The sequence below is a fragment of the Paraburkholderia sp. J10-1 genome (genome assembly GCF_905220165.1).
Taxonomy (GTDB): Bacteria; Pseudomonadota; Gammaproteobacteria; order Burkholderiales; family Burkholderiaceae; genus Paraburkholderia.
Genome location: NZ_CAJMYW010000001.1, coordinates 112788 through 136601, shown reverse-complemented (window position 1 = coordinate 136601; position 23814 = coordinate 112788). Strand labels below are relative to the sequence as shown.

The following is a 23814-nucleotide window of genomic DNA, read 5'->3' as shown; positions in this document are numbered from 1 at the left end:
CGGCAACTCCCGGTTCGCATCGTCACAGCCCAACCTTCGTTGGGTCTGGGTTTCGTCGCGCTCTGCCAAAGGCGTGGCGACGAGGGACTGGAGATGGGATTTCACAGCATCCTGTTTGAGACACCCGAAGACGGGCCGCCTGCTGGCGAAGTGCACGAGCCGGAGTGCTTTGGCGACCTGAATCTCGACCAGATTGAACTGAAGCTCACGCAAGGCTATGACGAGTACGACCTGAAGCCGTTCTTTCGTACAGCGCTCGATCGCGAGAGTGCAATACGGTACCGGCATGACGTGATGCGCGACCTCGGGAGCGACGAGATTTCCCGCTGTATTCACGCGTTTGCGCAGTCGATGCGCAAGATGCGCTCAGCGCTGGCACAGGCAGAGAAGCTTTACTATCCGCGACAAAAACAATGGTGGTTTCTCGAAGCTGCGTTCCGGTATTGCGATGCGCTTGGGACGTTAGAAGCCACGCTACATGAGACTCCCCCGAAGTCGGCAGGCTTGCGCGAGTTCAGCGCGTGGCTTGCAGGGTATCTTCGTGGCGAGGACTTCATCGGACTCAGGCGAGATGTGGTGGACCTGCAGACGGCGCTGGAAGCCGTTAGATACGCGGTGCACATTCACGGCAACGCGGTGACCGTGCTGAATGACGACCGCGAGAGCGATTACAGCGCATACGTCGTGGCTATTTTCGAGCGATTCAAGCAGGGTGAGGTCAAGGACCACAGTGTCGAGGTCAAGGAATGGCCGGAAATGAATCACGTCGAGGCACAGATACTGGACTACGTCGCCAGGCTCCAGCCTCAACCATTTGCGATGCTCGCCAGCTTCCAGCTCAATCACACCGACTTCCTTGATGCCACCATCGCCTCATTCGACCGCGAGGCGCAGTTCTACATCGCGTACGACGCCTATATTCAGAATTGCCGGGAGCAAGGTCTTCCATTCTGCTTCCCGGTGGTTTCGTCGTCGAGCAAGGCCGAACGTTGTCACGATACGTTCGACCTCGCGCTCGCGCACAAGCTGTGTGCAGACAAGCTTCCAGTCGTGCGCAACGACTTCTGGCTGGAGCGTGCTGAGCGCATTATTGTTGTCTCGGGTCCCAACAACGGCGGCAAGACGACTTTCGCCAGAGCGTTCGGGCAACTTCACTACCTCACGAGGCTGGGTTGCCCGGTGCCTGGCAGTGAGGCGCGCCTGTATCTCTGCGATCAGCTCTTTGCACATTTTGAGCGCGAAGAGAATACGAAGGACATGCGCGGCAAGTTGCAGGATGACCTCATGCGCATGCACGCCATCCTGGCGCGAGCCACGCCCCGCAGCGTCATCGTGATGAACGAGATTTTCAGTTCCACGACGCTTGCCGATGCGCTATTTCTCTGCCGCCGGATCGTCAACCGGATTATGGAACGCGACGCGCTTTGCGTATGCGTGACCTTTGTCGAAGAGTTGGCCCGGCTCGGCGCGCAGACAGTGAGCATGGTCAGTGAAATCTGCCCGTCCAATCCGGCGCAGCGAACGTTCCGTATTCGCCGAAAGCTCGCCGATGGACGCACATACGCCGTCTCTGTGGCCGAGCAGTACGGGCTCACCTATGAACGCCTGAAGGAGCGCCTTGCATCATGAAAGCATGGTTGCTCTATGCGCAGCGCGATTTCGACTGGCATCGCGGTGAACAATGGAACGAAACCACGCTCACGCGGGATCTCGAACTCGCCACCGTCTTTGCGGCGATGGGGGCGGGCGACGAATTTCTCGAGGGTGTGGCGAAGAAGGTCGTGACCGTCAGTCTGGACGAGCTTGGCGACATTCTTTATCGACAGGCCGTGCTCAGGGATTGTCTGAGCCACGAGGCCGTTGTACGGCGGCTCTATGCGATTGCCGTGGAGGCGCAAGAGACAGAGCGCAAGAGCTTCTACTGGGGATTGACGGCTTCGGCGAGCAGCGTCCTGCACTCGGCCCGAGACCTCGTGCAGGCGTATTTCGCCTCGTTGGTGAAGTTGCGCCAACTCGCGGACGATGAAACGTCGTCATTCGAATCGGCTGGTTTCAGACGGTTCTTCGCGATGGTGCGCGAAGCGTTGCCGGACGACTATTTCGCAGCTGTTAAGCATTGCCTGAGGGAACTCAGGTTCAACCGCGGTGTGCTGATGAGTGCGCAACCAGGTCGTGGCAACAAGGGCACCCGCTACGTTTTACGCAGACCCCACGAGCCGGACCCGAATCTGATTCGCCGTCTATTCGCAAGGCGGCCACGCTCATACACGTTCCGCATTGCCGAGCGAGATGAGAACGGCGCCCGTGCGGTCGCCGAACTTGAAGCGCGCGGCATCAACCACGTTGCAAACGCGCTTGCCCAGTCCGCTGATCACATCAAGAGCTTCTTCGCGATGTTGCGCGCGGAGCTTGGCCTCTATCTGGGTTTCATGAATTTGCGCAACAGACTGGCAAAGCGAGGTTTGCCAGTCTGTTTTCCTGTGCCTTTTCCGGTTGAGCAGCGCAGGCACAGCTTCTCAGGGCTGTACGACATCAGTCTCGCACTGCGTATGGAGCACGCACCGGTGGGCAACGACGTCGACGCGAACGGCAAGGATGCTATGGTCGTGACCGGCGCGAACCAGGGCGGGAAATCGACTTTTTTGCGTAGTATTGGAATCGCACAGGTACTGCTCCAGGCGGGCGGCATCGTCGGCGCCTCGGCATTTGAAGCAAACGTCGCGACCGGGATCTTCACGCACTACAAGCGGGAGGAAGATGTCACGATGCAAAGCGGAAAATTCGACGAAGAGTTAAGACGCATGAGCGAGGTCGTTGACCATATCCGGCCTCACGCGCTCTTCCTGTCAAACGAGTCGTTTGCATCGACCAACGAACGTGAGGGCTCGGAAGTCGGTAGAGCGATTATCGACGCTCTGCTCGAGGCGCGCGTAAAGATATGCCTTGTCACGCATCTGTTCACGTTGGCAAAGGGTCTCGCTACTGAATGCGCGTTTCCCGCAGTCTTTCTGCGGGCCGAACGCCGGGAAGACGGCGAGCGCACGTTCCGCCTGATTCAGGGAGAGCCGCTGCAAACGAGTTTCGGGCAGGACTTGTACCGCGCCTTATTCGAGGAAGACGCCATGGAGTCAGACGATGCTGGGCATAGGCAGGAGCGTTCGCCACGCGTTAAGGCTTGACCCCAGGGCAGCAGCCAGCGGGGCGTCGTCGCTTCTCTGGCTTTTGGCCCGGCACAGTTCATTAACTTGATCAGGAGGTGTTTATGCAAGGTAGTCAACTGACCATCTATGCGGCTAATCAGAGTCATCGCGTCCGGCACCTTTCGGTCGTTGACTGGATACTTGAGGAAGCCAGGCATGCGGACATTCATGGCGCCACGGTGGTCGAGGTAGCCGAAGGTGTAGACCACAAGGGAAAATATCATGCTGCTCGCTTTTTCGAGCTTGCGGAACAGTCGGTCGCCGTCACCCTTATCGCCGGAGATGCGCAGATTGACAACCTGCTCGACAAGCTCAACGGCGGCGGTGTTCCCCTCTTTTATACGCGTACGCGAATCGAATACGCCACGCTTGGAACGAAAGCTGCGGACTGAGGACAGAACACGCTGAGCTTGTGCCCTATGTCGCGCGCGTGCGCTGCAATGCAGCACATGTCGGCGCCAGACCCTTGCACTAGAATGGATTGAGGGTCCTTCGGTGCCGGGTCGGCACCGAAGGACCTTCCGGCTGCAGCTTCTGCTCAGCGGTCTCCCGCGCGTGGAGGAGGGCATGAACGGCTTTCAGCTTACGTTTTACACCGAACATGACCGCCATCACGGACATCGGACGGTGTGCGAATGGCTGCTTCACGAAGCGGGCCGCCTGGGAATTCATGGCGTCACAGTGATCAACTGCGCGGAGGGGACTGGGCATGCCGGCGCACATCATGGGGCGCATCTGCTGAATCTCGCTGACCAACCGGTGCAGGTTATTCTCGCCGTCACGGAAGACGAGGCGCAGCGCATGCTCGACGCCGTTGAAGCTGAGCACGTTCACGTCTTCTACACGCGGTTTCCCGTCGAGTTTGGGGTGCTCGGTGCGGACTCGCAGCAGGCAGGGAAAGCGCGCTTTTCCCTATTCGGTCATAAGCCGAAATAGTCACTTCACAACATGCGCCGCCAGGTCTTCGTACTGCGAATCTGCGGCGGCGGCGCCGGCGTGCTATTCACGCGCGTGTGAACTATTCTGAAGTGGTGACTAGCGGCTGGTTTTCTTCTACGCATTCGACAGGAGGTGTGCCATGTCGATGTCGACCACTCTGCAGGAACGCCTGCGCAGCAAGGGCTCACGCTACGAAATCGTGCGCCACCCATACAGTCATTCGAGCATGGAAAGCGCTGCGGCAGCGCACATTCCCGGCGACCGCCTTGCAAAAACCGTACTGCTCGAAGACGAGCACGGCTATGTGGCCGTCGTACTGCCCTCGACCTATGCCGTGCAATTGTCGGAGCTTTGGAACAAGACAGGCCGCAGGCTCGCCCTCGCGACAGAAGCCGACCTGCGCGAGCTGTTCAAGGACTGCGATGCTGGGGCATTGCCGCCGATCTGCGGGGCGTATGGCATGAAAACCTATCTCGAAGCGAACCTGGCGGGGCAGCCGGACATCTACTTCGAGGCGGGCGATCACGAAGAGCTGGTCCATATGGAAGCGGACGAGTTTCTGGCGCTGATGGACGACGCGGAGCGTGCCCATTTTGCAAGGCGCATGCGAGGCATGAGTGGCCGCGCGTGAGTGAGCGGTGCGGGGCCGCCGCGCATTGAATGTCGACGTAGCGGTAAAACTCCCACGTTCGCGTGCAGATCTTGCGCGACGAAAGGGCGCGCTCGTGCTCGTACGAAAGGGCGGCAGCACGCGCGGGCGCGGCGGTGATACCCGCAGCATCGAAGGAACGCACGGCGGCGACTCAAGGAGCGAACGATGAAGTTCTATGCGCGTGAGTACGAAGGGCGTCTGGAGGTGTTCAGCTTCGATGGCGTTTATCGAATCCGTATCACCCAGTTGTGCGGCGCGGCACAAAAAGCGTTCGTGGATACCGTCCAGCTATGGATCAACGACGGCGTATCGGCAGACGAAGCCATTGCGCGAGAGGCAGAGTCGCTGGCCCGTTTAATTAAGGAATACTAGAAAATCTGGTGTTCGGCGAAGCCGCGACGTGCTCACCCGCCCCGTAGGAGAACCCGGATGGCCTCGCCCGAAGAGATCAACGCCGACATGCTTGCCTTCTGGAACGGGAACGGCGGCGACATCTGGGTGGCGCGACAGGCGCACACCGACATCACGCTCGCGCCGGTGACAAACGCCTTGCTTGCCTTTGCCGCACCGCATGCCGGAGAGCGGGTGGTGGATATCGGCTGCGGTTGTGGCGCGCCCACGCTGGAATTCGCGCGCGCCGTGGGTTCGTCCGGCCGCGTGGCGGGGTTGGACATTTCCGGGCCAATGCTTGCTGAGGGTAAAAGGCGCGCGAGCGCCGCCGGCATTGCCAATGTCGATTGGCGGCACACGGATCCGGCAACGGCCGCGCTGGACGAATACGATTTGCTGATTTCCGCGTTTGGCGTGATGTTCTTCGGCGACCGGGTGGCGGCATTTGCCAATATGCGCCGGGCCGCCGCGCCGGACGCGCGCATGGCGCTCGTGTGCTGGCGCGCGCTGGCCGAAAACCCGTGGATGGAAGTGCCGATGACCGCGGCTGCGCGGCACCTGCCGCCGAGGCCGCAGCCGGTGCCCAACGCGCCCGGAATGTTCGCCTTCGCCGATCGGAACCACGTGACCGAGGTTGCCACGGCGGCCGGCTGGGCGCCACCGCACTTCGAGAAGCTCGACATGGACCTCGATATCGCCGCTGGCCGTGGGCTGGAGGAGGCGGTGGTTCAGTCAACCCAGATCGGCGCGGTGAATAGTTGGTTGCGCAATCAGCCAGCGGAGATTATCTCTGCCGCCACCGCATCGGTTCGCGAGGCGCTTGCGCCCTATGCGGACGGTGCGAGAGTGCGGTTGCCCGGCGCGATGTGGTTAATCAGCAGCACGCCCGCTTGAATGAGCGTTGGCCAGCTGCCGTACCGATCAGGCTGTGCCCCTTTCAGCGCGCGGCAAGATGCCATCCTCGACGAAAAAACGCCGACGCGCCGTTTCGTCCGACGGAGCCTCGGGCCCCATCCCTCTGATATCGGGCATGCGATCGGGCTCCATCGCGAGACAGGGCAGAACACGGGCGCGGCGCTCATCAGCGATCTTTCCGCGTTCGTACAGCAGTTGGGCGAGCCAATCGTGCACACGGTGCAGCGCGCCGTAGTACCGGTCGTGCTCAAAAGCATATGCGTGCGCAGCGGCTTCCCAGTCATCACCCGCAAGCAAACGGTGAAGCAGCACCCTGACGTCACGCAGCGTCAACGACAGCCCTCCTCCCCACGCCGGGTCACTGGCCGCCGCGGCGTCCCCAATCAGCACCACGCCGCCGTTGCAGGGATGATCGACCCAGCTATCGGCACCGGGATATGACGCAAGCGGGCCAATGACGCGCGCGTGTTCGAACCAGTCGCGCGGCACGCCCGTGTCGACACACGCATCGACGAATTCGCCGATGTGGCCGTTTCCGCTGATGGGCCGCGCAAGCTGCCCGACCCGTGAGACAAAATACGTGCGAAATCGCTGACGGCCGATTGGATAGATCAGTGCGGTCTGTCCCAATGCCGGGCACTGGAAGTGGTGGATCGCGTCTTCTGGAGCATCCAGCCCTTCACACAAAACCCCGGCAACAATCAGTCGTCCGGCGTCCTGATTAAGCGAAAAGCCCGCGGTCCTGCGCACTACCGACCTGCGACCGTCAGCGCCCACGACGAGGCGCGCTTTCGCCCAATGTTTGCCTTCGTTCGTGCGTATCTCGGCAACCGGCGCCTTGCCCGGCACATCACCGGGTTCGACGCCTACCACCTCGGCTCCACGCAGCACAATTGCCCCCGATGCTTCTGCCGCGTCCAGCAGGGTGCGTTGCATCGCCGGGTGAAAAAAGTTCAGACACGCAGTGTGTGCGGGGGTAGTGGCGGCAAGGTCCCGGCAATCCATATGACCCGGTCCCGTGTATTTCTTCCAGAAGGGCACCACGTGCGCCCCATCGTCGAGAAGCAGGCGTTCAATCCCGAGCGTACTGGCTTCGACCACGCCCCACGGGAAGATGCCTTCGCCACGCACGCGGTCCTTGAACAACGTTTCGCGCTCGACAATGAGCGTGTGCGCCCCGGCGCCCGCCAGTGCGCGGCCAAGCGCGGCGCCGCCAAGGCCGCCGCCCGCGATCACGACGTCGTAGCTGCACGGTGTCATCTGTAGACCTCCGCCGCGAATGACGTTAGTAAACCGGCATCGAATGAACAGGCGCCAGTGCACCTGGTCGCGCATTCGTCCATCGCCATTATGCAGCTTGCATGTTTTGACAGACCACAATTCGGTGAGCTGTCAACTCGCACTCGAACTTGCGAGCGGTGCAGGTCGCGCGCTGGCCGCGAGGCTGTTTGCCTGCGCGAGAGCGCCCGGTCGTAACAGACAGCCACGATTTCGGCAAAAAGACAGCATAGGTGAGAGTATTCAGGATGCCGAAGAAGCAGTTCCAGCAGCGTGATGAGCCGATGCGGACTCTGGCGGACGCGCTGTAATTGGTTGTCGTTCCTGGACAACTATCTGCCTTATTCTGGAATGCCGCCAGGTCCGTAGTCGATAACCTCGTTACAGGCGACTTCGGAGAATAAGTATGCAAGCGCAGTTTTTGATCGGCGTCGCGGCCGCCGTTTTTGCAGCCTTCTCGTGGTCACTGAATTTCGTGGCCCCGTATGTCGTTGGCCCCTACACCATTTACGACATGGCCGTGACACGCTTCCTGCTCTCAGGAATTTTGGGCCTGCTGTTGTTCGTGGCGGTGAAAGACCAGGGCGCACGCACGGCCACAGGTGACTGGCTGGTCGCCGCGTGGCTCGGTTTCGTCGGGTATGTTGGCTATTTCGTGACCATCATGGCAGCTGTACGGTTCGCCGGCCCGATTATCCCGCCTGCCATCGTCGCAACTGTGCCCGTGGTGTTGGCCATCGCCGGCAACCAGGGCCCACAAGCCACGTCGTGGAGAGTGTTGAGCCTGCCGCTAGGCTTCATAGCGTTGGGGCTGGTAATGGTGAACTGGCCCGGGCTCATCGCGGCACTCAACGGCTTGTCGACAAGCGTGATCGCCGGAGTCGCGATTTCATTCGGGGCAGTCTCGCTGTGGACAGCGTTCGCACTGTCGAATCGGAACGCACTCAAAAAACGCCCGACGATGGACCCGCGCAAATGGACAGCGATGATGATGATCGGTGGCGCAATCGAAATCGCGTTATTCGTTCCTGTGGCCACGCATCTGTCACTACTGAACTTCGCCAGCCTCGGATTGCAATGGCCGTCGTTCGGGATCATCCTCCTCAGCTCCCTGGTGCTCGCCGCGGTGGGGTCGATTGCCGGTTCGTGGGCATGGACGATTGCGTCAAAGCGGCTTCCGATTGGGCTCGCGGGTCAGCTTATCGTCACGGAAACCGTGTTCGCCACGTCGTTCGGTCTGGTGGCGAGTCGCCGATGGCCGACGTTCAACGAGGCAGTCGGCGTCGGAGCCATTGTCTGCGGCGTCGTCCTCGCGCTTAAAGTTCTGCCTTCGTCGACGGTCGAGGCGCAGGAGGTCGTCACTTAGATCGATACCTCACGCTCATGCGACCTGCGCATGGCTACAACCGGCGTTGTGCTAAGGTTCATATGACGTTTTCCGTGGGTTCGCCAGTGCGGCGCCGATGTGCCGCAAGGAGACCGAATATGGTTTGCCTGAGCATTGAGGGGCGCGAGCTGGAAGCGCCGGCCACCTGCTCGATCCTGCAGGCCTTCGTGCATGCTGGCCAGACGCTCGTCGAAGGCGTCGGTTGCATGGGGCAAGGTGTGTGCGGGTCCTGTCGCGTCATGGTTCGGCGCAGCGGTGAGCCGGAGGTCAAGACCGTACTCGCGTGCGAGACGCTGGTCGAAGAAGGCATGCAGGTCGCATTCCTCGATTACCTGACGACGCCTGCGCGCCACGTGTATCGCATGGAGGACCTCGGCGATAGCTGGCAGGCGCTACGCACCATGTCCGAAATATTCCCGGAAGCGTCTCATTGCCGCCATTGCAGCGGCTGTGACCGCGCCTGCCCGAAAGGCCTCGAAGTCCAGCGTGGTGTGAACCTGGCGGTGGAGGGCAGGCTCGACGCATCCAGTCAGGTCTTCGACGAATGCGTCATGTGCAACCTCTGCACGCTCGCTTGCCCAGAGCACATTCGGCCCAACCATCTCGGCCTGTTCGTGAGACGCATGATTGCGGCTCACTCGCTGCGTCCGGCCAATCTTATCCGCAGGCTGCAGCAGATCGAACGCGGCGAAATGAAGATCGACTTCGACGCACCAGGCGCGCAGCCGCCGCGTTGACCGCTCCCTACGAACATGTCTATCGGCATCCCTTACGAAAACGCGCTTCTGCGCTACCGCGCCGGCGTTGCGCCCGTGCTGCGTGCGGACGACCAATCCGTCGACGATCTGCTCAAGGGCTATCACCCCGACCACGGGCCGAATGCGCGCGTGGCCCTGGCCGCTGGTGTGAACCGGGGCGAGTCCTGCCAGCCGGATCTCGCGCGCCAGTTGCAGGCCAACGCGTTGATCGACGACGTCGACCTGGCTGGCGCGCAACTCGTGCATACCGACGTGCTGGTCGTCGGCGGCGGAGGCGCAGGATGCGCTGCGGCGCTCACCGCGGCGAAAGAGGGCGCGCAGGTCATGCTTGCCTGCAAGCTGCGCCTGGGCGACAGCAACACCGTGATGGCCGAGGGTGGAATCCAGGCGGCCGTGGGGGAGGACGACAGCCCCCAGCTGCATTTCGAAGACACATTGCGTACCGGCCATTTCTGCGGCGACCCTGAACTCGTCGCGCAAATGGTGATGGACGGCCCCGATGTGATTCGCTGGCTCATCCAGCTCGGCATGATGTTCGATCTCGAGGACGACCGGCCGATCGGCGGCAACCTGTTGCGCAAGAAGCCCGGTGGTGCCTCGGCGGCGCGCATTCTCTCGTATCGGGACTACACCGGGCTCGAGATGATGCGCGTGCTGCGCGAGGCCGTCGACCTCGATGCCGGCATCGAGGTCTGGAACCGTTGTCCCGTGGTCGAACTGCTCTCGGACGAGCGCGGAAACTGCGCGGGCGCCGTGCTCTACAACCTCGAATGGCGGACCTTCGTGCTGGTGCGCGCCCGTGCCGTGATTCTCGCCACGGGCGGAGCGGGGCGGCTGCATTTGAATGCCTTTCCCACCTCCAACCACTACGGCGCAACCGCCGACGGTCTCGTCCTGGCGTATCGAATCGGCGCGCGGCTGCGTGAGCTCGACTCGTTCCAGTATCACCCAACCGGGGTGGCCTGGCCGCCCCACATGGCGGGCGGCCTGATCTCGGAGGCGGCGCGCTCCGCAGGGGCGAAGCTGATCAACGGCGAAGGCGAACGTTTCGTCGACGAGCTCAAGGCGCGGGACGTGGTGGCGTCGGCAATCCTGCGCGAATGCGCGCAAGGGCGCGGCATCACGCACGACGCTCAGGTCGGGGTGTTCCTCGACACGCCGACGCTCGAAATGGAGAATCCGGGCATTCTGGCGCAACGTCTCGTCACGCTGCGCCATCTCGCGCGCAAGTGCGGTATCGATCCGGCGCGGCAGCCGTTTCTTGTTTATCCCACCCTTCACTATCAGAACGGCGGCGTCGCGGTGGACAAGCACGGTGCGACGAGCGTGCCCGGCCTGTACTGCGCGGGAGAGGTCACAGGAGGGATCCACGGGCGCAACCGGCTGATGGGCAATGCGCTGCTCGACATTCTGAGCATGGGCCGCCGGGCTGGGGCGAGAGCGGCGGAGTCGAAGGCGCGCACGATGGCCAGTCGCGCGGGCATCGGGCACGTTCACGCGTGGCAGCGCGAACTCACGTTGGCTGGATTGCCGTTGCACATGAAGGCGCCGCAGCTCTTCCCCGACTACGCGCATTTCGATTTGCAGGCCGACGCCAGCCTGCGCCCGGATGCACGCGCACGCGCGGCCCGCAGCATCCGGTAACGCGATCCACGGAGCGCCAATGGACAAGCTCAATCAGATTCTGTTGCGCGATGAGATCCGCGTAGGCGCGAATCTCGATGGCTGGCTCGCGCGCGGCGGCGGTGAAGGACTCGAGAGGGCGCTGCAAGACCCAGAAGCGATCATTGCGGAGATTGCCGCGGCGGATTTGCGCGGCATGGGCGGCGCGGGATTCCCGACGCATCGAAAATGGACGCCGGTTGCCGCTGCCCCAGAAGGGGACAAGTACATCATCTGCAATGGCAACGAAGACGAGCCCGGCACCTTCAAGGACCGCTTTCTGCTGGAACATACGCCTCACCAGGTGATAGAAGGCGCGCTCATCGCCGCACTCGCCACGCGCGCCAACCACGTCGTGCTTTATGTGAACCCGCATGAGCAACAGGCACTCGCGGTCACGCGCGAAGCCGTGCGGCAGTGGCGCGAGCATCCTCTATTCACGGCGATCGAACAGGTGATCGGAAGGACCGTCTCGCTTTGCGTTCTCGCCAGTTCGGGGCTGTACATCGGAGGAGAGGAAACGGCGGTCATTGCCAGTGTTGAGGGCGGCTTTCCGTTTCCACGGCGCAAACCCCCATTCCCCGCACAACAGGGCGTACATGGCGCACCGACCATCGTCAACAACACGGAGACGCTGGCTCACGTACCGGGAATATTGCGCCATGGCGCACAGTGGTATCGGGACCTGGGCGTTGGCGATGCCGCGGGAACCAAGCTTTACTCGCTCTCGGGCGACGTCTTGCGTCCCGGTCTGTACGAACTGCCGATGGGCACGAGCCTCGCGGCGCTCGTCTTCGAGTGCGGCGGCGGCATGCTGCAGGACAAGGAGTTCAAGGCGGTCTTCACCGGCGGCCCCTCCAACACCCTGCTGACGAAACGCGAACTCGATGTTGCGCTCGACTTCGACTCGGTCCGGCAACGCCGCTCGCGTCTTGGCACGGGCGCGATGATCGTCGTTTCGGAAGGCACCAGCATCGTGCGCAAGGTCGCGGAGTACGTGAGCTTTTTCGCCCAGGGCTCGTGTGGGCAGTGTCCGCCGTGCAAGGGCGGGACGTTTCAGTTGATGCGGCTTCTCAACCGGCTCGACACCGGCCGCGGCGTACGCGCCGATCTCGATTCGCTGGAAAACCTGTGCCGCATTCTTCCGGGCAGCGGACGTTGCGGTCTCATCGACGGCGCGGTGACTGTCGTGGAAAGCTCGCTCAACCAGTTCCGCGAAGAATACGAAGCACTTCTAACCTAGCTGGCCTAGCTCACGAAAGGCAGCTTTTCATCGCGTGCGGTTGCGAGCATCGACAGCGTGATCTTTCGCACCTCCAGCTTGCTTTGCGTGATGTGAGCGCGCAGCAGGATGCTCGCTTCGGCAAACTTCCTGCGATCGATGAGATTGAGCATCGTCGAATGCTCGTCGTAGGTGGCGCTCGTGCGATGCGCCTTGAGAAAATCGAGTCTTCGCACGATGCGGATACGTTCGGTCACCTCGTTATGCACGCGCAGCATCTCGTCGTTGCCCGCTGCGCTCACGAGGCCGCGATGAAAGCCCTCGTCCAGTGCGAACATGGCAGCCGGATCGCTTTTGCGTTCGCTTTCCTCGATGCACCACACGGCCCGCAGCGCGTCCATGGCGTGGTGGGGGACGCCGGGGAGCCGCTCGATCGCCGCCAGCTCGAGCACGATGCGCAGGTCGTAGAGCTGGTCGAGCCGGTTGAAGTCGATATCGCAGACTTTCCAGCCACGCCGGAATCCCACCTCGAGATACCCTTCGCGCAGCAGGCGGAACAGCGCGTCGCGCACCGGCGTGCGCGACACGCCGTAATGCTGGGCGATGTCGTTTTCGGAAAAGCGGTCGCCGGGAAACAGGCGGAAGTTGAAGATGTCCTGCTTGATCAGCTGATACACCTGTTCCGCAAGCGGGTTCGCGCTATAGACCATCTTCGCGCCAGATGCTGGGGAGGCCTCGGCGGCCGCTTCGGGCAAGTCGTTCATGAGTCGGGTGTAGAAAACGTCGATAGTTTTGCAGCGCGCCCGTGTAATGCGGGCGCCGAAAGCCGGTTCCTTATTATCCGCGCTTAGACAGGTTCGATGAGGCTCACGTGCGCCGCCACGATCATCCAGCCGCCGAACGTATCGTCCTGCTTGTGCAGCCGCGCCCACGTCTGCATCTGGCGGCCTGTCAACGGCGTTGCGTCGCTCGTGAACTCCGTGCTCACCGTCGCATAGTCGGCGCCGAAAGTCGTCACCACGGTGCGATGCAGGCGTCTCGAGCGTGGCACGGGCACACAGGTCTCCCGCCAGCGGCGGATCGCCTCGCCGCCGTGCTGAATTTCGGCGATGCCGTAGCGTACGGTTTCCGGTGCGTCCCAGAAGAGTGCGTTCATCGTTTCGACGTCGTTGTCGACAAGCGCGCGCTCGTAAGCCTCGAAAGCCGCTTGCACCTGCGCGACAATTTCGGGCCGGTTCAGTTCGAGCGTCATCGGGCTGCCTCCAGCAGGGCGTCGAGCGGGGCCGTCCAGCCGACGATACCGCCCTGCGAATGAATCATCGCAATCGTGGCCTCGCGAAACGCGGGAATGTAGCTCGCCGTTGCATCCTCGATCAGCAGGGATTCATAGCCTCGGTCGTTGGCTTCGCGCATCGAGGTTTGCACGCAGACCTCGGTTGTCACGCCCGCGAACACGAGGTGCGTGATGTCCCGCATCGCCAGTTCCTCGCCCAGGCGCGTGGCGTAGAAAGCGCCTTTGCCAGGCTTGTCGATGACGAGTTCGCCATCGAGTGGCCTCAGCGAATCGATGATTGCGTTGCCGGGCTCGCCGCGCACCAGGATGCGGCCCATCGGACCTTCGTCGCCAATGCGCGCATTCGGCGTGCCGCGCAGGCGTTTGGCCGGTGGGCAATCGGACAGGTCGGGTGCGTGCGATTCGCGCGTGTGTACCACCTGCCAGCCCTCGGAACGTGCGTGGGCGAGCAGCCGCGCGACCGTCGGCACGATGCCGGAAAGCAGCGACACGTCGTTGCCGAGCGCCTCGCCAAAGCCGCCTGGCTCGATGAAATCGCGCTGCATGTCGATGACGATGAGCGCCGTGTGGCGCGCGTCGAACGTGAACGGAACGGGCTTGGCCCGGGCGATGGTTGTCATCGCTGTCCTTCTCCCTTTGTGCTGTGTGTTGTTCGAGTGTCGGCTCAGGCGCTTGCATGCAGCACGGTCGCCTCGGCCGGCTGCGGCTTGCCTTCGTCGCCATGGCCTGCCATGTGACGCCCGAGCACCACGCGGTCCGCAACGCTTGCCGCCGTCTCGTACACGAGGCGGCCTTCGGCCATCACGACAATGCGGTCGGCGAGTTCCAGGAGTTCGTCGAGGTCTTCGCTCACGAGCAGAACCGCCGCGCCGGCATCGCGAGCCGCGAGAATCCGGGCATGGATATCGGCCACAGAGGCGAAGTCGAGTCCGAACACCGGATTGGCGACGATCAGCACGTTCACTTCCTGACCTAGCTCGCGTGCCAGTACGGCGCGCTGCACATTGCCGCCGGAAAGCGTGCCGATGGCGCGTTCGGGCAGCGGCGGCCGCACGTTGAATTCGGCGATCAGCCGCTCGGCGCGCGCACGCATCGCACGACGATCAAGCCACCATCCCCAGCGCCGCAGCGGCGAGCGATCGAAATCGCGCAGCGCCATGTTCTCCGCCACGCTCATCCCCGCGACGCAGGCGTTGCGCAGCGGCTCCTCGGGAAGCGCGAACACCCGCAGCCGGGTCATTTCCTCGCGTGTCGCGGCATAGGGCGCGCCCTCTACGCGCATCTCGCCCGAGACGACCTTGCGCTGGCCAACGAGCGCTTCGATCAGCTCCTTCTGGCCGTTTCCGGAGACGCCTGCGAGCCCGAGAATCTCTCCCGCCCGCACCGAGATCGAGGCTTCGCGGACTGCGGCGTGGCCGCGGTCGTCTACGACCGAAAGGCTCGATAGCGAGAGCTGTACCGGGGCGTCAGGCGAGTGAGTCCGGCGCGCAAGCCGCGCCTCGCCAGCGTCTTCGGCGGCCCCTTCGCGCGCTTCGAGGCTCGCGTCGCTGCCCATCATCCAGGCGGCCAACTGGTCGCGGTTGGTGTTGGCAACGGCGCAGGTCGCGACGAAGCGTCCTTTGCGCAGCACGGTCACGTTGTCTGCATAGGCCATCACCTCGCGGAACTTGTGCGTGATCATCAGTACCGTGAGGTCGCCGCACGAGGCGAGCTTGCGCATGAGGCCGAGCACTTCGTCCGCTTCCTGAGGGGTGAGCACGGACGTCGGCTCGTCGAGGATCAGGAAACGCTGTTCCAGATACAGCTGCTTGAGGATCTCGAGTTTCTGTTTCTCACCGGCCGCGAGGGACGACACGGGCGCGTCCAGCGCCAGGCGAAACGGCATGCGCCGCATGAACGCGTCGAGTGCCTTGCGCTGCGCCGCCCAGTCGATCTTCCACGGCAGCTTGCCGCGCGCGAGGAGCAGGTTCTCCTCGACGCTCAGCCCGGCCGCCAGCGTGAAATGCTGGTAGACCATGCCGATGCCGAGCGCCTGGGCATCGCGCGGGGACGTAATGTGCACCTCGCGTCCGTCGGCCAGGATCGCGCCGTGATCGAGCACGCCGTAGCCCACGAGCCCTTTCACGAGCGTGCTCTTGCCCGCACCGTTTTCCCCGAGCAGGGCGTGGACGGTCCCGGGCGTCACCTTGATCGTGACGTCGTCGAGTGCGCGGAATGCACCGAATGACTTGGTAGCGCCGATGACCTCGACGCCGAGCGCTCGCGCCGGGCTCGCCATGATCAGCGCTCCAGGGCAGCGACGAGCGCCGCCGAATCGGAGACCGTGCCGAACACGCCACCCTGCATCAGCACCATGTTGAGCGCCGCGTCGTGATTGCGCTTGTCGGTCGCCCCGCAGCAGTCTGCGAGCAGGGTGCATTCGAAACCGCGGTCATTCGCTTCGCGCATGGTCGTGTGGACGCACACGTCGGTTGTGATACCGGTGAGCACGAGGTTGGCAATGCCGCGCGTGTGCAGGATCAGCTCCAGGTCCGTCGCGCAAAACGAGCCCTTGCCTGGCTTGTCGATGACGATCTCGCCGGGCAGGGGCGCCAGCTCGCCGATGATCTCCCAGCCAGGCTCCCCGCGCACGAGAATGCGCCCGCACGGTCCGATGTCGCCGATGCCCACGCCATTCGTGCCCGCCTGGCGGCTGCGCCAGCGCTTGTTCGCGGGCAGATCGGACAGATCCGGGCGATGCCCTTCGCGCGTATGGATGATCGTGAAGCCTAGTTCGCGCATGAGGCCCAATACGCGCTTGATCGGCTCGATCGGAGCGCGGGTGAGCGAGAGGTCGTAGCCCATCTTGTCCACATAACCGCCGTAGCCGCAAAAGTCGGTCTGCATGTCGATGATGACGAGCGCCGTGTTGTCCGGGCGCAGGTCGCCGTTGTAGGGCCAGGGGTAAGGACGCGCTTCGATGTACTGGGTCATTTTCGTTCTCCGGGCGTGCGCTTGCGGGCGCACGCGATTCTCGATTCGGGCCGGCCGTTCAGGCGGCGTTCACGCTCAGCGCGTGAGGCTCAGTTCGCCCGGCGCGCCGGTCAGCGTGCGGTCGGGCCGGCAGTTGACGATCATGAGCGCGAGCGTCAGCACGTAAGGCGCGGCGTTGAAGAGGTAGTAGCCGGTCGTCACGCCGATTGCCTGCAGGGCCGGGCCAAGCGCGCCGGCGGCGCCGAACAGCAGCGCCGCCCAGAGACAGCGCAGCGGCTGCCAGCGCGCGAAGATCACGAGTGCGACGGCCATGAGGCCCTGGCCGCTCGACAGTCCCTCGTTCCAGCTGCCGGGATAGACGAGCGAGAGATAGGCGCCGCCCACGCCCGCGAAGAGGCCGCCCACCGCCGTCGCCAGCACGCGCACGCGCGTGACCGGGTAGCCCATGGCGCGGGCGCTCTCGGCGTTCTCGCCCACGAGCCGCAGCGTCATGCCCCAGCGCATCGAGCGCAGGCCCCACTGCAGCGCGACGGCGAGCACGACGCCGATCACGAAGAGCAGGTTGATGTGCAGCGCGTTGTGCACTTGCGGCGAGGCCGCCCACGCGCCGAGATCGATCGACGGAAGCATCGGCGCCTGCGGCTCGATAAACGGCTTGCCGAGATAGAACGCGAGGCCGGTGCCGAACAGCATGAGCGCGATGCCGAATGCGATATCGGACACCCGCGGCAGCGAGCAGACGAGACCGTGCAGGCAGCCGAGCACGAGACCGGCCGCCGCCGCCGCGAGCACGCCGATCCACGGCGAGCCCGAGAGATACGAGCCCGCATACCCGCACATGGCGCCGGAGACGAGAATCCCTTCGAGGCCGAGATTCACGCGTCCGCCTTTCTCGGTCAGGCACTCGCCGAGGCTCACGAACAGATAGGGCGTGCTCACGCGAATGGCGCCCGCGAACAGCGAGAGCAGCAACACCGCGACAGGCGAGTGGAGGCTAGACATGATGAGTACGCTCCAGCGAGACGGAAGAGGCGTCGAGCGCGGCGGCCTGCAGCTTCACGCGCCAGGCGGCGAGGCGAGGCGCGAGCGCCTCCCACGCGAGCAGGTTGGCGAAAAGCAGGCCCTGCAGCACGAGCGTGGCGGCGTCGGGCAGGTCGAGGCGGCGTTGCAGCAGACTGCCGCTCGCCTCGATGCCGCCGACCATCAGCGCGCACACGATCACGGCGAACGGGTTCTGCCGCGCCGCGAACGCGACCAGGATGCCTGCGTAGCCGTAGCCGGAAAGCAGCGACGCATTCGCGCTGCCTTGCACGGCCGCGACTTCGAACATCCCGGCAAGTCCTGCCGATGCCCCGCCGAGCGCACAGGCGGCGAGCGCGAGTCCGCCCACGGGCAAACCAACAAGGCGCGCCGCGCGCACGTTGCCGCCCGTTATGCGCATCGCAAAGCCGAGCGTGCTGTGGCGCACGAGCACCCAGGCGGCGAGACACGCGAGCGCGCCCCAGAAGAGCCCCCAGTGCACGTCGAGACCCGGCAGCGAGCCGATGGTCATGGCGTCGGGGATGGGAAGCGTCGACGGCTTGTTGAGGCTCGCGGGATCGCGCAGCGGCCCTTCGACCAGAAACTTGAAAACCGCGATGGCGATATACGACATCAGCAGGCTGCTGATGGTCTCATTGACGCCGCGCCATTGACGCATCGCGCCTACCGCACTGATCCACAAACCGCCCGCGAGCATGCCGGCGATGGCCATCAAGGGCGTGGCGATGAACCAGGGCGTCGCGTGCGGCAGGCATGGCGGCACGACGGCCGCCGCGAGCCCGCCGAGCGCGAGCGCACCTTCGCCGCCGATCACGATCAGGCCGACCTGGGCGGGCAGCGCGACGCACAGGGCAGTCAGCATGAGCGGCGCGGCGCGCAGCAAGGTGTTCTGCCAAGCGAACGACGAGCCGAAAGCGCCCTGGACAATGAGGTCAAGGGCCTCGACGGCCGGCTGCCCCTGGACGAGCAGGAACGCGCCGAACAGCACCAGCGTGGCGGCGATCGCGCATAGCGTCGGCAACGCAGGCAGTACGGCAAGCACCAGACGCGCAATGCCAGCGGGCAGTCGCGGCCGCCCGTGAACCGGCGAAAGGGAAGTGGACATCACGACTCCTGGTGAGGACGCAAGCAATCCTCAGATCTGGCCAACCACACCGGCAACCAGATAGTTCATGCTTTCGAGCGCGATATCGGTCTGCGCGTAACTCGTGCCGGACGCAATGGCGCTGCCGCCCTTGTTGTCCTTCATCGGCCCCTTGAAGATCACGTAATCGCCCGCGACCATTTTTGCCTTGATTGCATCGGCATTCGTGCGGGCATCCGGGGTCACCTTCGCGCCATACGGCGACATCTTCACGAAGCCTTCACGCAGGCCGCCACGCAGGATATTGGGTTGCGTCTTGCCCGTTTGTGCGTTGGTGACGAGCAGCTTGTACGGCGTGGCCCAGTCCCATTCGGCACCCGTCAGATAGCCCTTCGGCGCCAGCGCCGCCTGGCTTGCGTGGTAGCCGCAGCTCATCGCGCCGCGCTTTTCCGCTGTCTCGATCACGACCTTCGGGCCATCCACGTGGCACGTGAGGACATCGCAACCTTGATCGACGAGGCTGTTCGCGGCTTCCGCCTCTTTCACCGGCATCGACCAGTCGCCCGTGAAGATCACATGCGTCGTGATCGACGGATCGACCGATTGCGCGCCCAGCGTGAACGAGTTGATGTTGCGCAGGACCTGCGGAATTGGCTTGGCCGCGACGAAGCCGAGCTTCTTCGTTTTGCTCGCATGGCCCGCCACGACACCGTTCAGGTACTGGCATTCGTCGATGTAGCCAAAATAGCTCGAAATGTTGGCCGGATTGCCGCTCTTCCAGAGGCCGCCGCAGTGTGCGAAGCGAACCTTCGGGTATTTGGCCGCCATCTTCAGCACATGCGGATCGAAATAGCCGAACGAGGTCGCGAAGATCAGCGTGGCGCCGTCCTGCTCGATCATCGCCTCCATCGTCTTTTGCGCGGCGACGGTCTCGGGCACATTCTCTTCCTCGACGACCTTCACGCCCGGCAGCTTCTTGATGACGGCTGCCGCCTGCGCCTGGGCCTGGTTGTAGCCGTAGTCGCCGCGCGAACCCACGTAGATCACGCCGACCGTGAGCGGTTCGGCGCCGAAGGCGAGGTCGAATGGAAAGGCGCTGCCAAGGGCGAGGGCGCCCGCGCCCTTGAGAAAATGACGTCGGTTGGTCATGGCTGGACTCCTCACGAATTGGATTCGTTAAATTTAGGCATGCATATCAAACGGATTTGTGTGCCTCGACCGCGGTGGCGAGCCATGCGCGCCAGCCACCGAATTCGGTGATGTCGCGTGCGCCACTTCCCGGCCCGACAGCCGCAGGCTCGCAGATGAAGCCTTTGACGATCAACCCGTCGGCTGTCTGCACACTGCCGATGCCCAGCGGTGCCGGCACGCGGGCAACAAAGGCGCCGAAGGTGCGCAGCGGCACTTCCCAGAGTTCGATCTCGATGGGCTGGCCCGGCTCGTCCGGCGTACGCACCAGCGCCGGCTTGGCCGGTGTCGTGCCGGCGAGCGCATAGAGGCGGTACTGCGATGTGGTGCGGGTTGTCTGGATGAACCGCGCGCCCGCCTCGAGCAGTTGCCAGCAGAGGGGCTGCCCGCGCAGATGCGCGCCGACGACGGCGAGCGTTACCGTTGGCTCCTCGAAGGGCAGGGGTTTCGCGGCGATGCTGGCGGCGTCTTCGGCCGCGGCGTGAGGCACGAAAATCGCTTGGATCTGTGCAGCGAGTACGGCGAGCCGCTGGTCGGCCCCTGCGGGGGCGATAAGCGTGACGCCTGCCGGCAGGCCGTCCGCTCGACGCACACCGGGCACGGCAAGCGCACACAGGTCGAGCAAATTCACGAAGTTGGTGTACACGCCTAGCTGGCTGTTCGCGCCGATCGGGTCCGCGTGCACATCGTCGAAGCTCGGATGGGTGGGCGTGGTCGGCACGATGAGGACATCGATTTCCTCGAACATCGCTTCGACTTCGCGGCGTAACGCGGCGAGTGCGTATTGACCATTGAACGCATCGACGGCGCTATAGCTGTCGGCTTTGGCGATGACCTCGGCGACAACCGGATCGATATCGGCGCGATGCGCCTCGAAGAACGAACCGAGCGCGGCCCGCCGCTCTGCCACCCAGGGGCCGTCGTAGAGGAGAGCCGCGGTGCGCTGCATGGGCTCGAACGGCACGTGTACCGGCGTGAACGCAAGGCGCGTGGCAAGCGTGTCGAGCGTGGCGGCAAAGGCCTGCTGCGCCTGCGTGTCGCCGAAGAATGTCAGCGGCTCCGGCACGGCGAAGCGCAGCGCTGCATGGGGCAGCCCAAGCGATGGCACGCGGCGCGCGTAGTCATCGTGCCCGTCGTACTTGGCCATCTGCAACAGGACTTCCCAGGCGTCGCCGACGTCGTGCGCGAAGATCGACACACAGTCGAGGCTTCGGCACGCCGGAACCACGCCGCGCTTGCTCACGAGGCCCGGCGTTGGCTTCAGACCCACGAGTTCGTTGAAGCCCGCGGGTACGCGCCCCGAACCCGCGGTGTCCGTGCCGAGTGAGAACGCGACGAGCCCGGTTGCAACCGCGACCGCCGACCCCGAACTCGATCCGCCGGAGACGTATGCATCGGATTCGAACTGGCGCACCCGGCCGTAGGGCGAGCGCGTGCCGACGAGCCCCGTCGCGAACTGGTCGAGGTTCGTCTTGCCGACGAGGATGGCGCCCGCATCGAGCAGGCGGTCGACTGCAAAGGCCGACGTGCGAGGCGTGTAGGCGAAGGCGTCGCAAGCCGCAGTGGTGGGCATGCCGGCAACGTCGATGTTGTCCTTCACGGCGAACGGTACGCCGAAGAGCGGCATCCGCTCGAAGACCACAGCGCCGAGGCGCGCGTACGCTTCGTCGAGTTCGGCGGCGCGGCGGGCGAGGTCGTCCTCGCTCACACGCGACAACCAGACTTCCGGGCGCCTCGCGGCCGCGATACGGGCGATCAACGTCTCGACGACCTCGCGAGGCGTTGCGCTTTTGCGGGCATAGGAGTCGAGCAGGGCACGGACCCTGAAACGTGCGTCTTTAGACATGAGTTCAATCTTGAATACAAGTTTGAACTCAAGTTAGCAGTAACTGTGCCATCAAGCCGGTGGTTGCCTGAGGGGCTTGCGGGACAAGGGTTTCAGGGGGAAGAGGATGCCGGGCAGCGGGCGTGTGCTGAACCGGACTTGATCCGGAATGGGTCGCAAATGTGCCCGCGGTGGTGCATGCATCCCGCACATCGTGCAAGACCTTGCAAAGTCCTTCAAAGGCTGGAGAGGGGGTTCTTGCTGCACGGCTGTGGCGGTAGCGGCGATAAGCACCGCAGCGCTGGCGCGGATCAGGGCGCTGAAAACGCAAATGTTTTGGTAATTGTGGTTCGGCTTGCCTCTTGGAGTCGCGTGTTCGCGGGAGGGCGGCCTCTCTTTGTGGGCGGGTTCCGAGGCAAGCCCGCGAAGCCAGACGAATAGCTTATGCATGCACCCTGTCCAATGCTAAGGAGATTCCCTCTAGTTCACGCTCTAAACGACACCTTCTCAAGAAGATTAACAAAAAAAGCAAGCAAACCAACGGTTCAATTGGTATCAATATTGGAAGGCCAGGACATTGAATTTTTATATAGTTATAAATCGGCATAAGCCACGCGAGCAAGAAAAGCGTTTGCTCCCATTTCAGCCAGCCGCTCCTTGCCGCCATAGAATAGAGACATAGAGAAGAAATCCCTAGCCATGTCAATTCATAGTGCCAGGCATACGGAGAGATGAGAAGAACAGACGCGGCCAGAGCGCCTGCCCGCAGGCAGCGATCTCGGGATTTTTTCCATACGTGAACTACGCCCATGATCGCGACAAGCGCGCATAACGCCCACGCGACATGTGCCATGCCTGCCGAAAATCCTGTCAACCGCAGTGCAGCCATAATACCGGGCGAGGCATGCCAATATCCCCAGCTGTTCTCAATCGTCAGATCCTGGAGTTGTCTGGAGGCCTTCCATGTAGCCATCAATGCCCACCATCCTTCGACCGCAACACTGGTCGCCACGAGAACTATCGCGCTTGCCATTGCAACTAAAAACGCTTTCCAGGCCCGAGTGGCGGCCAACACGAATGGGAATGCCACAGCAAATTGTGGCTTGATTACCAGAAGGCCAACGCACAGTCCAGCCAAAACGGGAAACTCGCCGACCCACAATACAGCCAGCATTGCCAAGCCACTTACCAAAAAGACATTCTGCGCCGTCAGCAAAGTTAAAAAGATTGGGGGGCTGAAAATGGCCGCGATTGCAAACTGTGAGTGAGTCAGCCCTGTCAGCCTCATATCCGACACCCGGTAGACCGCGTAAAGCATCAATGCAAGCGTCAGGCCATCCCAAAGTGCACATGCGACCCAGAATGGGAAAAAGCCCAACGGAGTGACGATCATCAGGAAAACGGGGAGATAGCACCATGGCATATACCCGGCGCCATAAGGCATAGGACCAAAAAAATGTTCCTCGACCCAATGAAATGTACCGTAGTCGTACACGGTAAGACCCGCACCAGCCAACGCGACATGGGCGGCGGACCAGAACACGCGAAAATCACCGCCGGGCAGCAACCATTCCGATGATTGCTTGCCAGATTCGAGGACCCACTTAATATACTCCATCTGCCACAGGGCAATCGGGTAGAAACACAGCAGCGCAAAACGAACCAGGAATTTATTCGATACCCACATTTTTGCGTAATTCACCGCTCCTCCCCATTCACTCTGGCGCTTCCCGTTCGCCGGCTGCAGGTTGTCAGAACAGCGCAACTGCAATCAGGCGCCTTATGTATTCAGTGCATGTTCTCACGGCATCGCAGAAGGACAAGAGCAAAGTTCGAGCATTATTGCGGCGGATCGTTTGGTTCAGTTCTTCTAGACCTCGGCCGATTCATTGCCCCGTCTCCCCCCGGCTATTGGCCTTGTTCACTACGCACAGTGGGCGTTGCAAATTTGCTGCCTCTCTCGTCACGTTCAAATATTCCAGAACCTCGTAGCCCACTCTGTTCGG

General features: G+C 63.0%; 22 protein-coding genes. 11 read left to right on the top strand and 11 right to left on the bottom strand.

The window, feature by feature from the left end; all coding sequences use genetic code 11:
• Nucleotides 1-93: 93 nt before the first annotated feature.
• From U5A65_RS00615 to U5A65_RS00585, 7 genes are all read left to right on the top strand, one after another.
• Entirely contained in the window at nt 94-1629 is a 1536-nt protein-coding gene (locus U5A65_RS00615) for a MutS-related protein (protein ID WP_321945132.1), read from the top strand.
• A complete protein-coding gene (locus U5A65_RS00610; RefSeq protein WP_321945131.1) occupies nt 1626-3179 on the top strand; it encodes a MutS-related protein in 1554 nt (517 codons plus the stop codon). The genes U5A65_RS00615 and U5A65_RS00610 overlap by 4 nt, the downstream gene beginning before the upstream one ends.
• An 83-nt stretch (nt 3180-3262) precedes the next feature.
• Entirely contained in the window at nt 3263-3592 is a 330-nt protein-coding gene (locus tag U5A65_RS00605; RefSeq protein ID WP_321936921.1) for a DUF190 domain-containing protein, read from the top strand.
• Between the two features lie 175 nt (nt 3593-3767).
• Complete coding sequence (locus U5A65_RS00600; protein ID WP_321913238.1) at nt 3768-4136, top strand: DUF190 domain-containing protein; 369 nt, start codon at nt 3768-3770, stop codon at nt 4134-4136.
• A gap of 142 nt (nt 4137-4278) precedes the next feature.
• Nucleotides 4279-4770, top strand: coding sequence for a YbaK/EbsC family protein (locus U5A65_RS00595; RefSeq protein WP_321913239.1), 492 nt, complete (start codon nt 4279-4281; stop codon nt 4768-4770).
• A 186-nt stretch (nt 4771-4956) separates the two neighbouring features.
• Nucleotides 4957-5163, top strand: coding sequence for a hypothetical protein (locus tag U5A65_RS00590; RefSeq protein ID WP_321913240.1), 207 nt, complete (start codon nt 4957-4959; stop codon nt 5161-5163).
• 57 nt (nt 5164-5220) lie between these two features.
• Nucleotides 5221-6075: a class I SAM-dependent methyltransferase gene (locus U5A65_RS00585; RefSeq protein WP_321945130.1), complete on the top strand. Its 855-nt coding sequence runs from the start codon at nt 5221-5223 to the stop codon at nt 6073-6075.
• 27 nt (nt 6076-6102) lie between these two features.
• Here U5A65_RS00585 and U5A65_RS00580 read toward each other — a convergent pair whose 3' ends face one another.
• Entirely contained in the window at nt 6103-7431 is a 1329-nt protein-coding gene (locus U5A65_RS00580; protein WP_321945129.1) for an FAD-dependent oxidoreductase, read from the bottom strand.
• Nucleotides 7432-7780: 349 nt separating this feature from the next.
• Between U5A65_RS00580 and U5A65_RS00575 the strand changes: the two genes are divergently transcribed.
• The 4 genes from U5A65_RS00575 to U5A65_RS00560 all read left to right on the top strand — a co-directional run bounded on the left by U5A65_RS00575 (nt 7781) and on the right by U5A65_RS00560 (nt 12424).
• Entirely contained in the window at nt 7781-8740 is a 960-nt protein-coding gene (locus U5A65_RS00575) for a DMT family transporter (RefSeq protein ID WP_321945128.1), read from the top strand.
• Nucleotides 8741-8859: 119 nt separating this feature from the next.
• Complete coding sequence (locus U5A65_RS00570) at nt 8860-9498, top strand: 4Fe-4S dicluster domain-containing protein (RefSeq protein WP_321913244.1); 639 nt, start codon at nt 8860-8862, stop codon at nt 9496-9498.
• Nucleotides 9499-9513: 15 nt separating this feature from the next.
• Nucleotides 9514-11163 carry an FAD-dependent oxidoreductase gene (locus U5A65_RS00565; RefSeq protein ID WP_321945127.1) on the top strand — a complete coding sequence of 550 codons (1650 nt, stop codon included), beginning with the start codon at nt 9514-9516 and terminating at the stop codon, nt 11161-11163.
• Between the two features lie 19 nt (nt 11164-11182).
• Nucleotides 11183-12424: an NADH-quinone oxidoreductase subunit F gene (locus tag U5A65_RS00560; RefSeq protein ID WP_321913246.1), complete on the top strand. Its 1242-nt coding sequence runs from the start codon at nt 11183-11185 to the stop codon at nt 12422-12424.
• A 5-nt stretch (nt 12425-12429) separates the two neighbouring features.
• Here U5A65_RS00560 and U5A65_RS00555 read toward each other — a convergent pair whose 3' ends face one another.
• From U5A65_RS00555 to U5A65_RS00510, 10 genes are all read right to left on the bottom strand, one after another.
• Nucleotides 12430-13167, bottom strand: a complete 738-nt coding sequence (locus U5A65_RS00555; RefSeq protein WP_415764028.1) for a GntR family transcriptional regulator — start codon at nt 13165-13167, stop codon at nt 12430-12432.
• 83 nt (nt 13168-13250) lie between these two features.
• The gene (gene hpxZ, locus U5A65_RS00550) at nt 13251-13655 is read right to left on the bottom strand and encodes an oxalurate catabolism protein HpxZ (protein ID WP_321936930.1); all 405 of its coding nucleotides are present in this window, start codon (nt 13653-13655) and stop codon (nt 13251-13253) included.
• Complete coding sequence (locus tag U5A65_RS00545; protein WP_321945126.1) at nt 13652-14317, bottom strand: isochorismatase family cysteine hydrolase; 666 nt, start codon at nt 14315-14317, stop codon at nt 13652-13654. Before U5A65_RS00545 ends, hpxZ begins: the two co-directional genes overlap by 4 nt.
• Nucleotides 14318-14361: 44 nt before the next feature.
• Nucleotides 14362-15975 carry an ABC transporter ATP-binding protein gene (locus U5A65_RS00540; RefSeq protein WP_321913249.1) on the bottom strand — a complete coding sequence of 538 codons (1614 nt, stop codon included), beginning with the start codon at nt 15973-15975 and terminating at the stop codon, nt 14362-14364.
• A 2-nt stretch (nt 15976-15977) separates the two neighbouring features.
• Complete coding sequence (locus U5A65_RS00535) at nt 15978-16670, bottom strand: isochorismatase family cysteine hydrolase (protein WP_321913250.1); 693 nt, start codon at nt 16668-16670, stop codon at nt 15978-15980.
• Nucleotides 16671-16745: 75 nt separating this feature from the next.
• Entirely contained in the window at nt 16746-17672 is a 927-nt protein-coding gene (locus tag U5A65_RS00530) for an ABC transporter permease (RefSeq protein WP_321913251.1), read from the bottom strand.
• A complete protein-coding gene (locus tag U5A65_RS00525) occupies nt 17665-18816 on the bottom strand; it encodes an ABC transporter permease (RefSeq protein WP_321913252.1) in 1152 nt (383 codons plus the stop codon). The genes U5A65_RS00530 and U5A65_RS00525 overlap by 8 nt, the downstream gene beginning before the upstream one ends.
• Nucleotides 18817-18846: 30 nt before the next feature.
• On the bottom strand, nt 18847-19944 hold the full coding sequence (locus tag U5A65_RS00520) for a BMP family ABC transporter substrate-binding protein (RefSeq protein ID WP_321936934.1): 1098 nt from the start codon (nt 19942-19944) through the stop codon (nt 18847-18849).
• A 46-nt stretch (nt 19945-19990) separates the two neighbouring features.
• Nucleotides 19991-21829, bottom strand: coding sequence for an allophanate hydrolase (gene atzF, locus U5A65_RS00515; protein WP_321945125.1), 1839 nt, complete (start codon nt 21827-21829; stop codon nt 19991-19993).
• Between the two features lie 421 nt (nt 21830-22250).
• Nucleotides 22251-23510 carry a glycosyltransferase family 87 protein gene (locus U5A65_RS00510; protein WP_321945124.1) on the bottom strand — a complete coding sequence of 420 codons (1260 nt, stop codon included), beginning with the start codon at nt 23508-23510 and terminating at the stop codon, nt 22251-22253.
• Nucleotides 23511-23814: the final 304 nt, after the last annotated feature.

Bases quoted from the DNA above. Each gene is read 5' to 3' on its own strand.
- U5A65_RS00580 (WP_321945129.1), bottom strand. From the start codon at position 7,431: ATGCGCGACCAGGTGCACTGGCGCCTGTTCATTCGATGCCGGTTTACT.
- U5A65_RS00595 (WP_321913239.1), top strand. From the start codon at position 4,279: ATGTCGATGTCGACCACTCTGCAGGAACGCCTGCGCAGCAAGGGCTCA.
- U5A65_RS00560 (WP_321913246.1), top strand. From the start codon at position 11,183: ATGGACAAGCTCAATCAGATTCTGTTGCGCGATGAGATCCGCGTAGGC.
- U5A65_RS00600 (WP_321913238.1), top strand. From the start codon at position 3,768: ATGAACGGCTTTCAGCTTACGTTTTACACCGAACATGACCGCCATCAC.
- U5A65_RS00585 (WP_321945130.1), top strand. From the start codon at position 5,221: ATGGCCTCGCCCGAAGAGATCAACGCCGACATGCTTGCCTTCTGGAAC.
- hpxZ (WP_321936930.1), bottom strand. From the start codon at position 13,655: ATGACGCTCGAACTGAACCGGCCCGAAATTGTCGCGCAGGTGCAAGCG.
- U5A65_RS00535 (WP_321913250.1), bottom strand. From the start codon at position 16,670: ATGACCCAGTACATCGAAGCGCGTCCTTACCCCTGGCCCTACAACGGC.
- U5A65_RS00525 (WP_321913252.1), bottom strand. From the start codon at position 18,816: ATGTCCACTTCCCTTTCGCCGGTTCACGGGCGGCCGCGACTGCCCGCT.
- U5A65_RS00610 (WP_321945131.1), top strand. From the start codon at position 1,626: ATGAAAGCATGGTTGCTCTATGCGCAGCGCGATTTCGACTGGCATCGC.
- U5A65_RS00575 (WP_321945128.1), top strand. From the start codon at position 7,781: ATGCAAGCGCAGTTTTTGATCGGCGTCGCGGCCGCCGTTTTTGCAGCC.
- U5A65_RS00520 (WP_321936934.1), bottom strand. From the start codon at position 19,944: ATGACCAACCGACGTCATTTTCTCAAGGGCGCGGGCGCCCTCGCCCTT.
- U5A65_RS00555 (WP_415764028.1), bottom strand. From the start codon at position 13,167: ATGAACGACTTGCCCGAAGCGGCCGCCGAGGCCTCCCCAGCATCTGGC.
- U5A65_RS00615 (WP_321945132.1), top strand. From the start codon at position 94: ATGGGATTTCACAGCATCCTGTTTGAGACACCCGAAGACGGGCCGCCT.
- atzF (WP_321945125.1), bottom strand. From the start codon at position 21,829: ATGTCTAAAGACGCACGTTTCAGGGTCCGTGCCCTGCTCGACTCCTAT.
- U5A65_RS00605 (WP_321936921.1), top strand. From the start codon at position 3,263: ATGCAAGGTAGTCAACTGACCATCTATGCGGCTAATCAGAGTCATCGC.
- U5A65_RS00545 (WP_321945126.1), bottom strand. From the start codon at position 14,317: ATGACAACCATCGCCCGGGCCAAGCCCGTTCCGTTCACGTTCGACGCG.
- U5A65_RS00530 (WP_321913251.1), bottom strand. From the start codon at position 17,672: ATGTCTAGCCTCCACTCGCCTGTCGCGGTGTTGCTGCTCTCGCTGTTC.
- U5A65_RS00570 (WP_321913244.1), top strand. From the start codon at position 8,860: ATGGTTTGCCTGAGCATTGAGGGGCGCGAGCTGGAAGCGCCGGCCACC.
- U5A65_RS00565 (WP_321945127.1), top strand. From the start codon at position 9,514: ATGTCTATCGGCATCCCTTACGAAAACGCGCTTCTGCGCTACCGCGCC.
- U5A65_RS00540 (WP_321913249.1), bottom strand. From the start codon at position 15,975: ATGGCGAGCCCGGCGCGAGCGCTCGGCGTCGAGGTCATCGGCGCTACC.
- U5A65_RS00590 (WP_321913240.1), top strand. From the start codon at position 4,957: ATGAAGTTCTATGCGCGTGAGTACGAAGGGCGTCTGGAGGTGTTCAGC.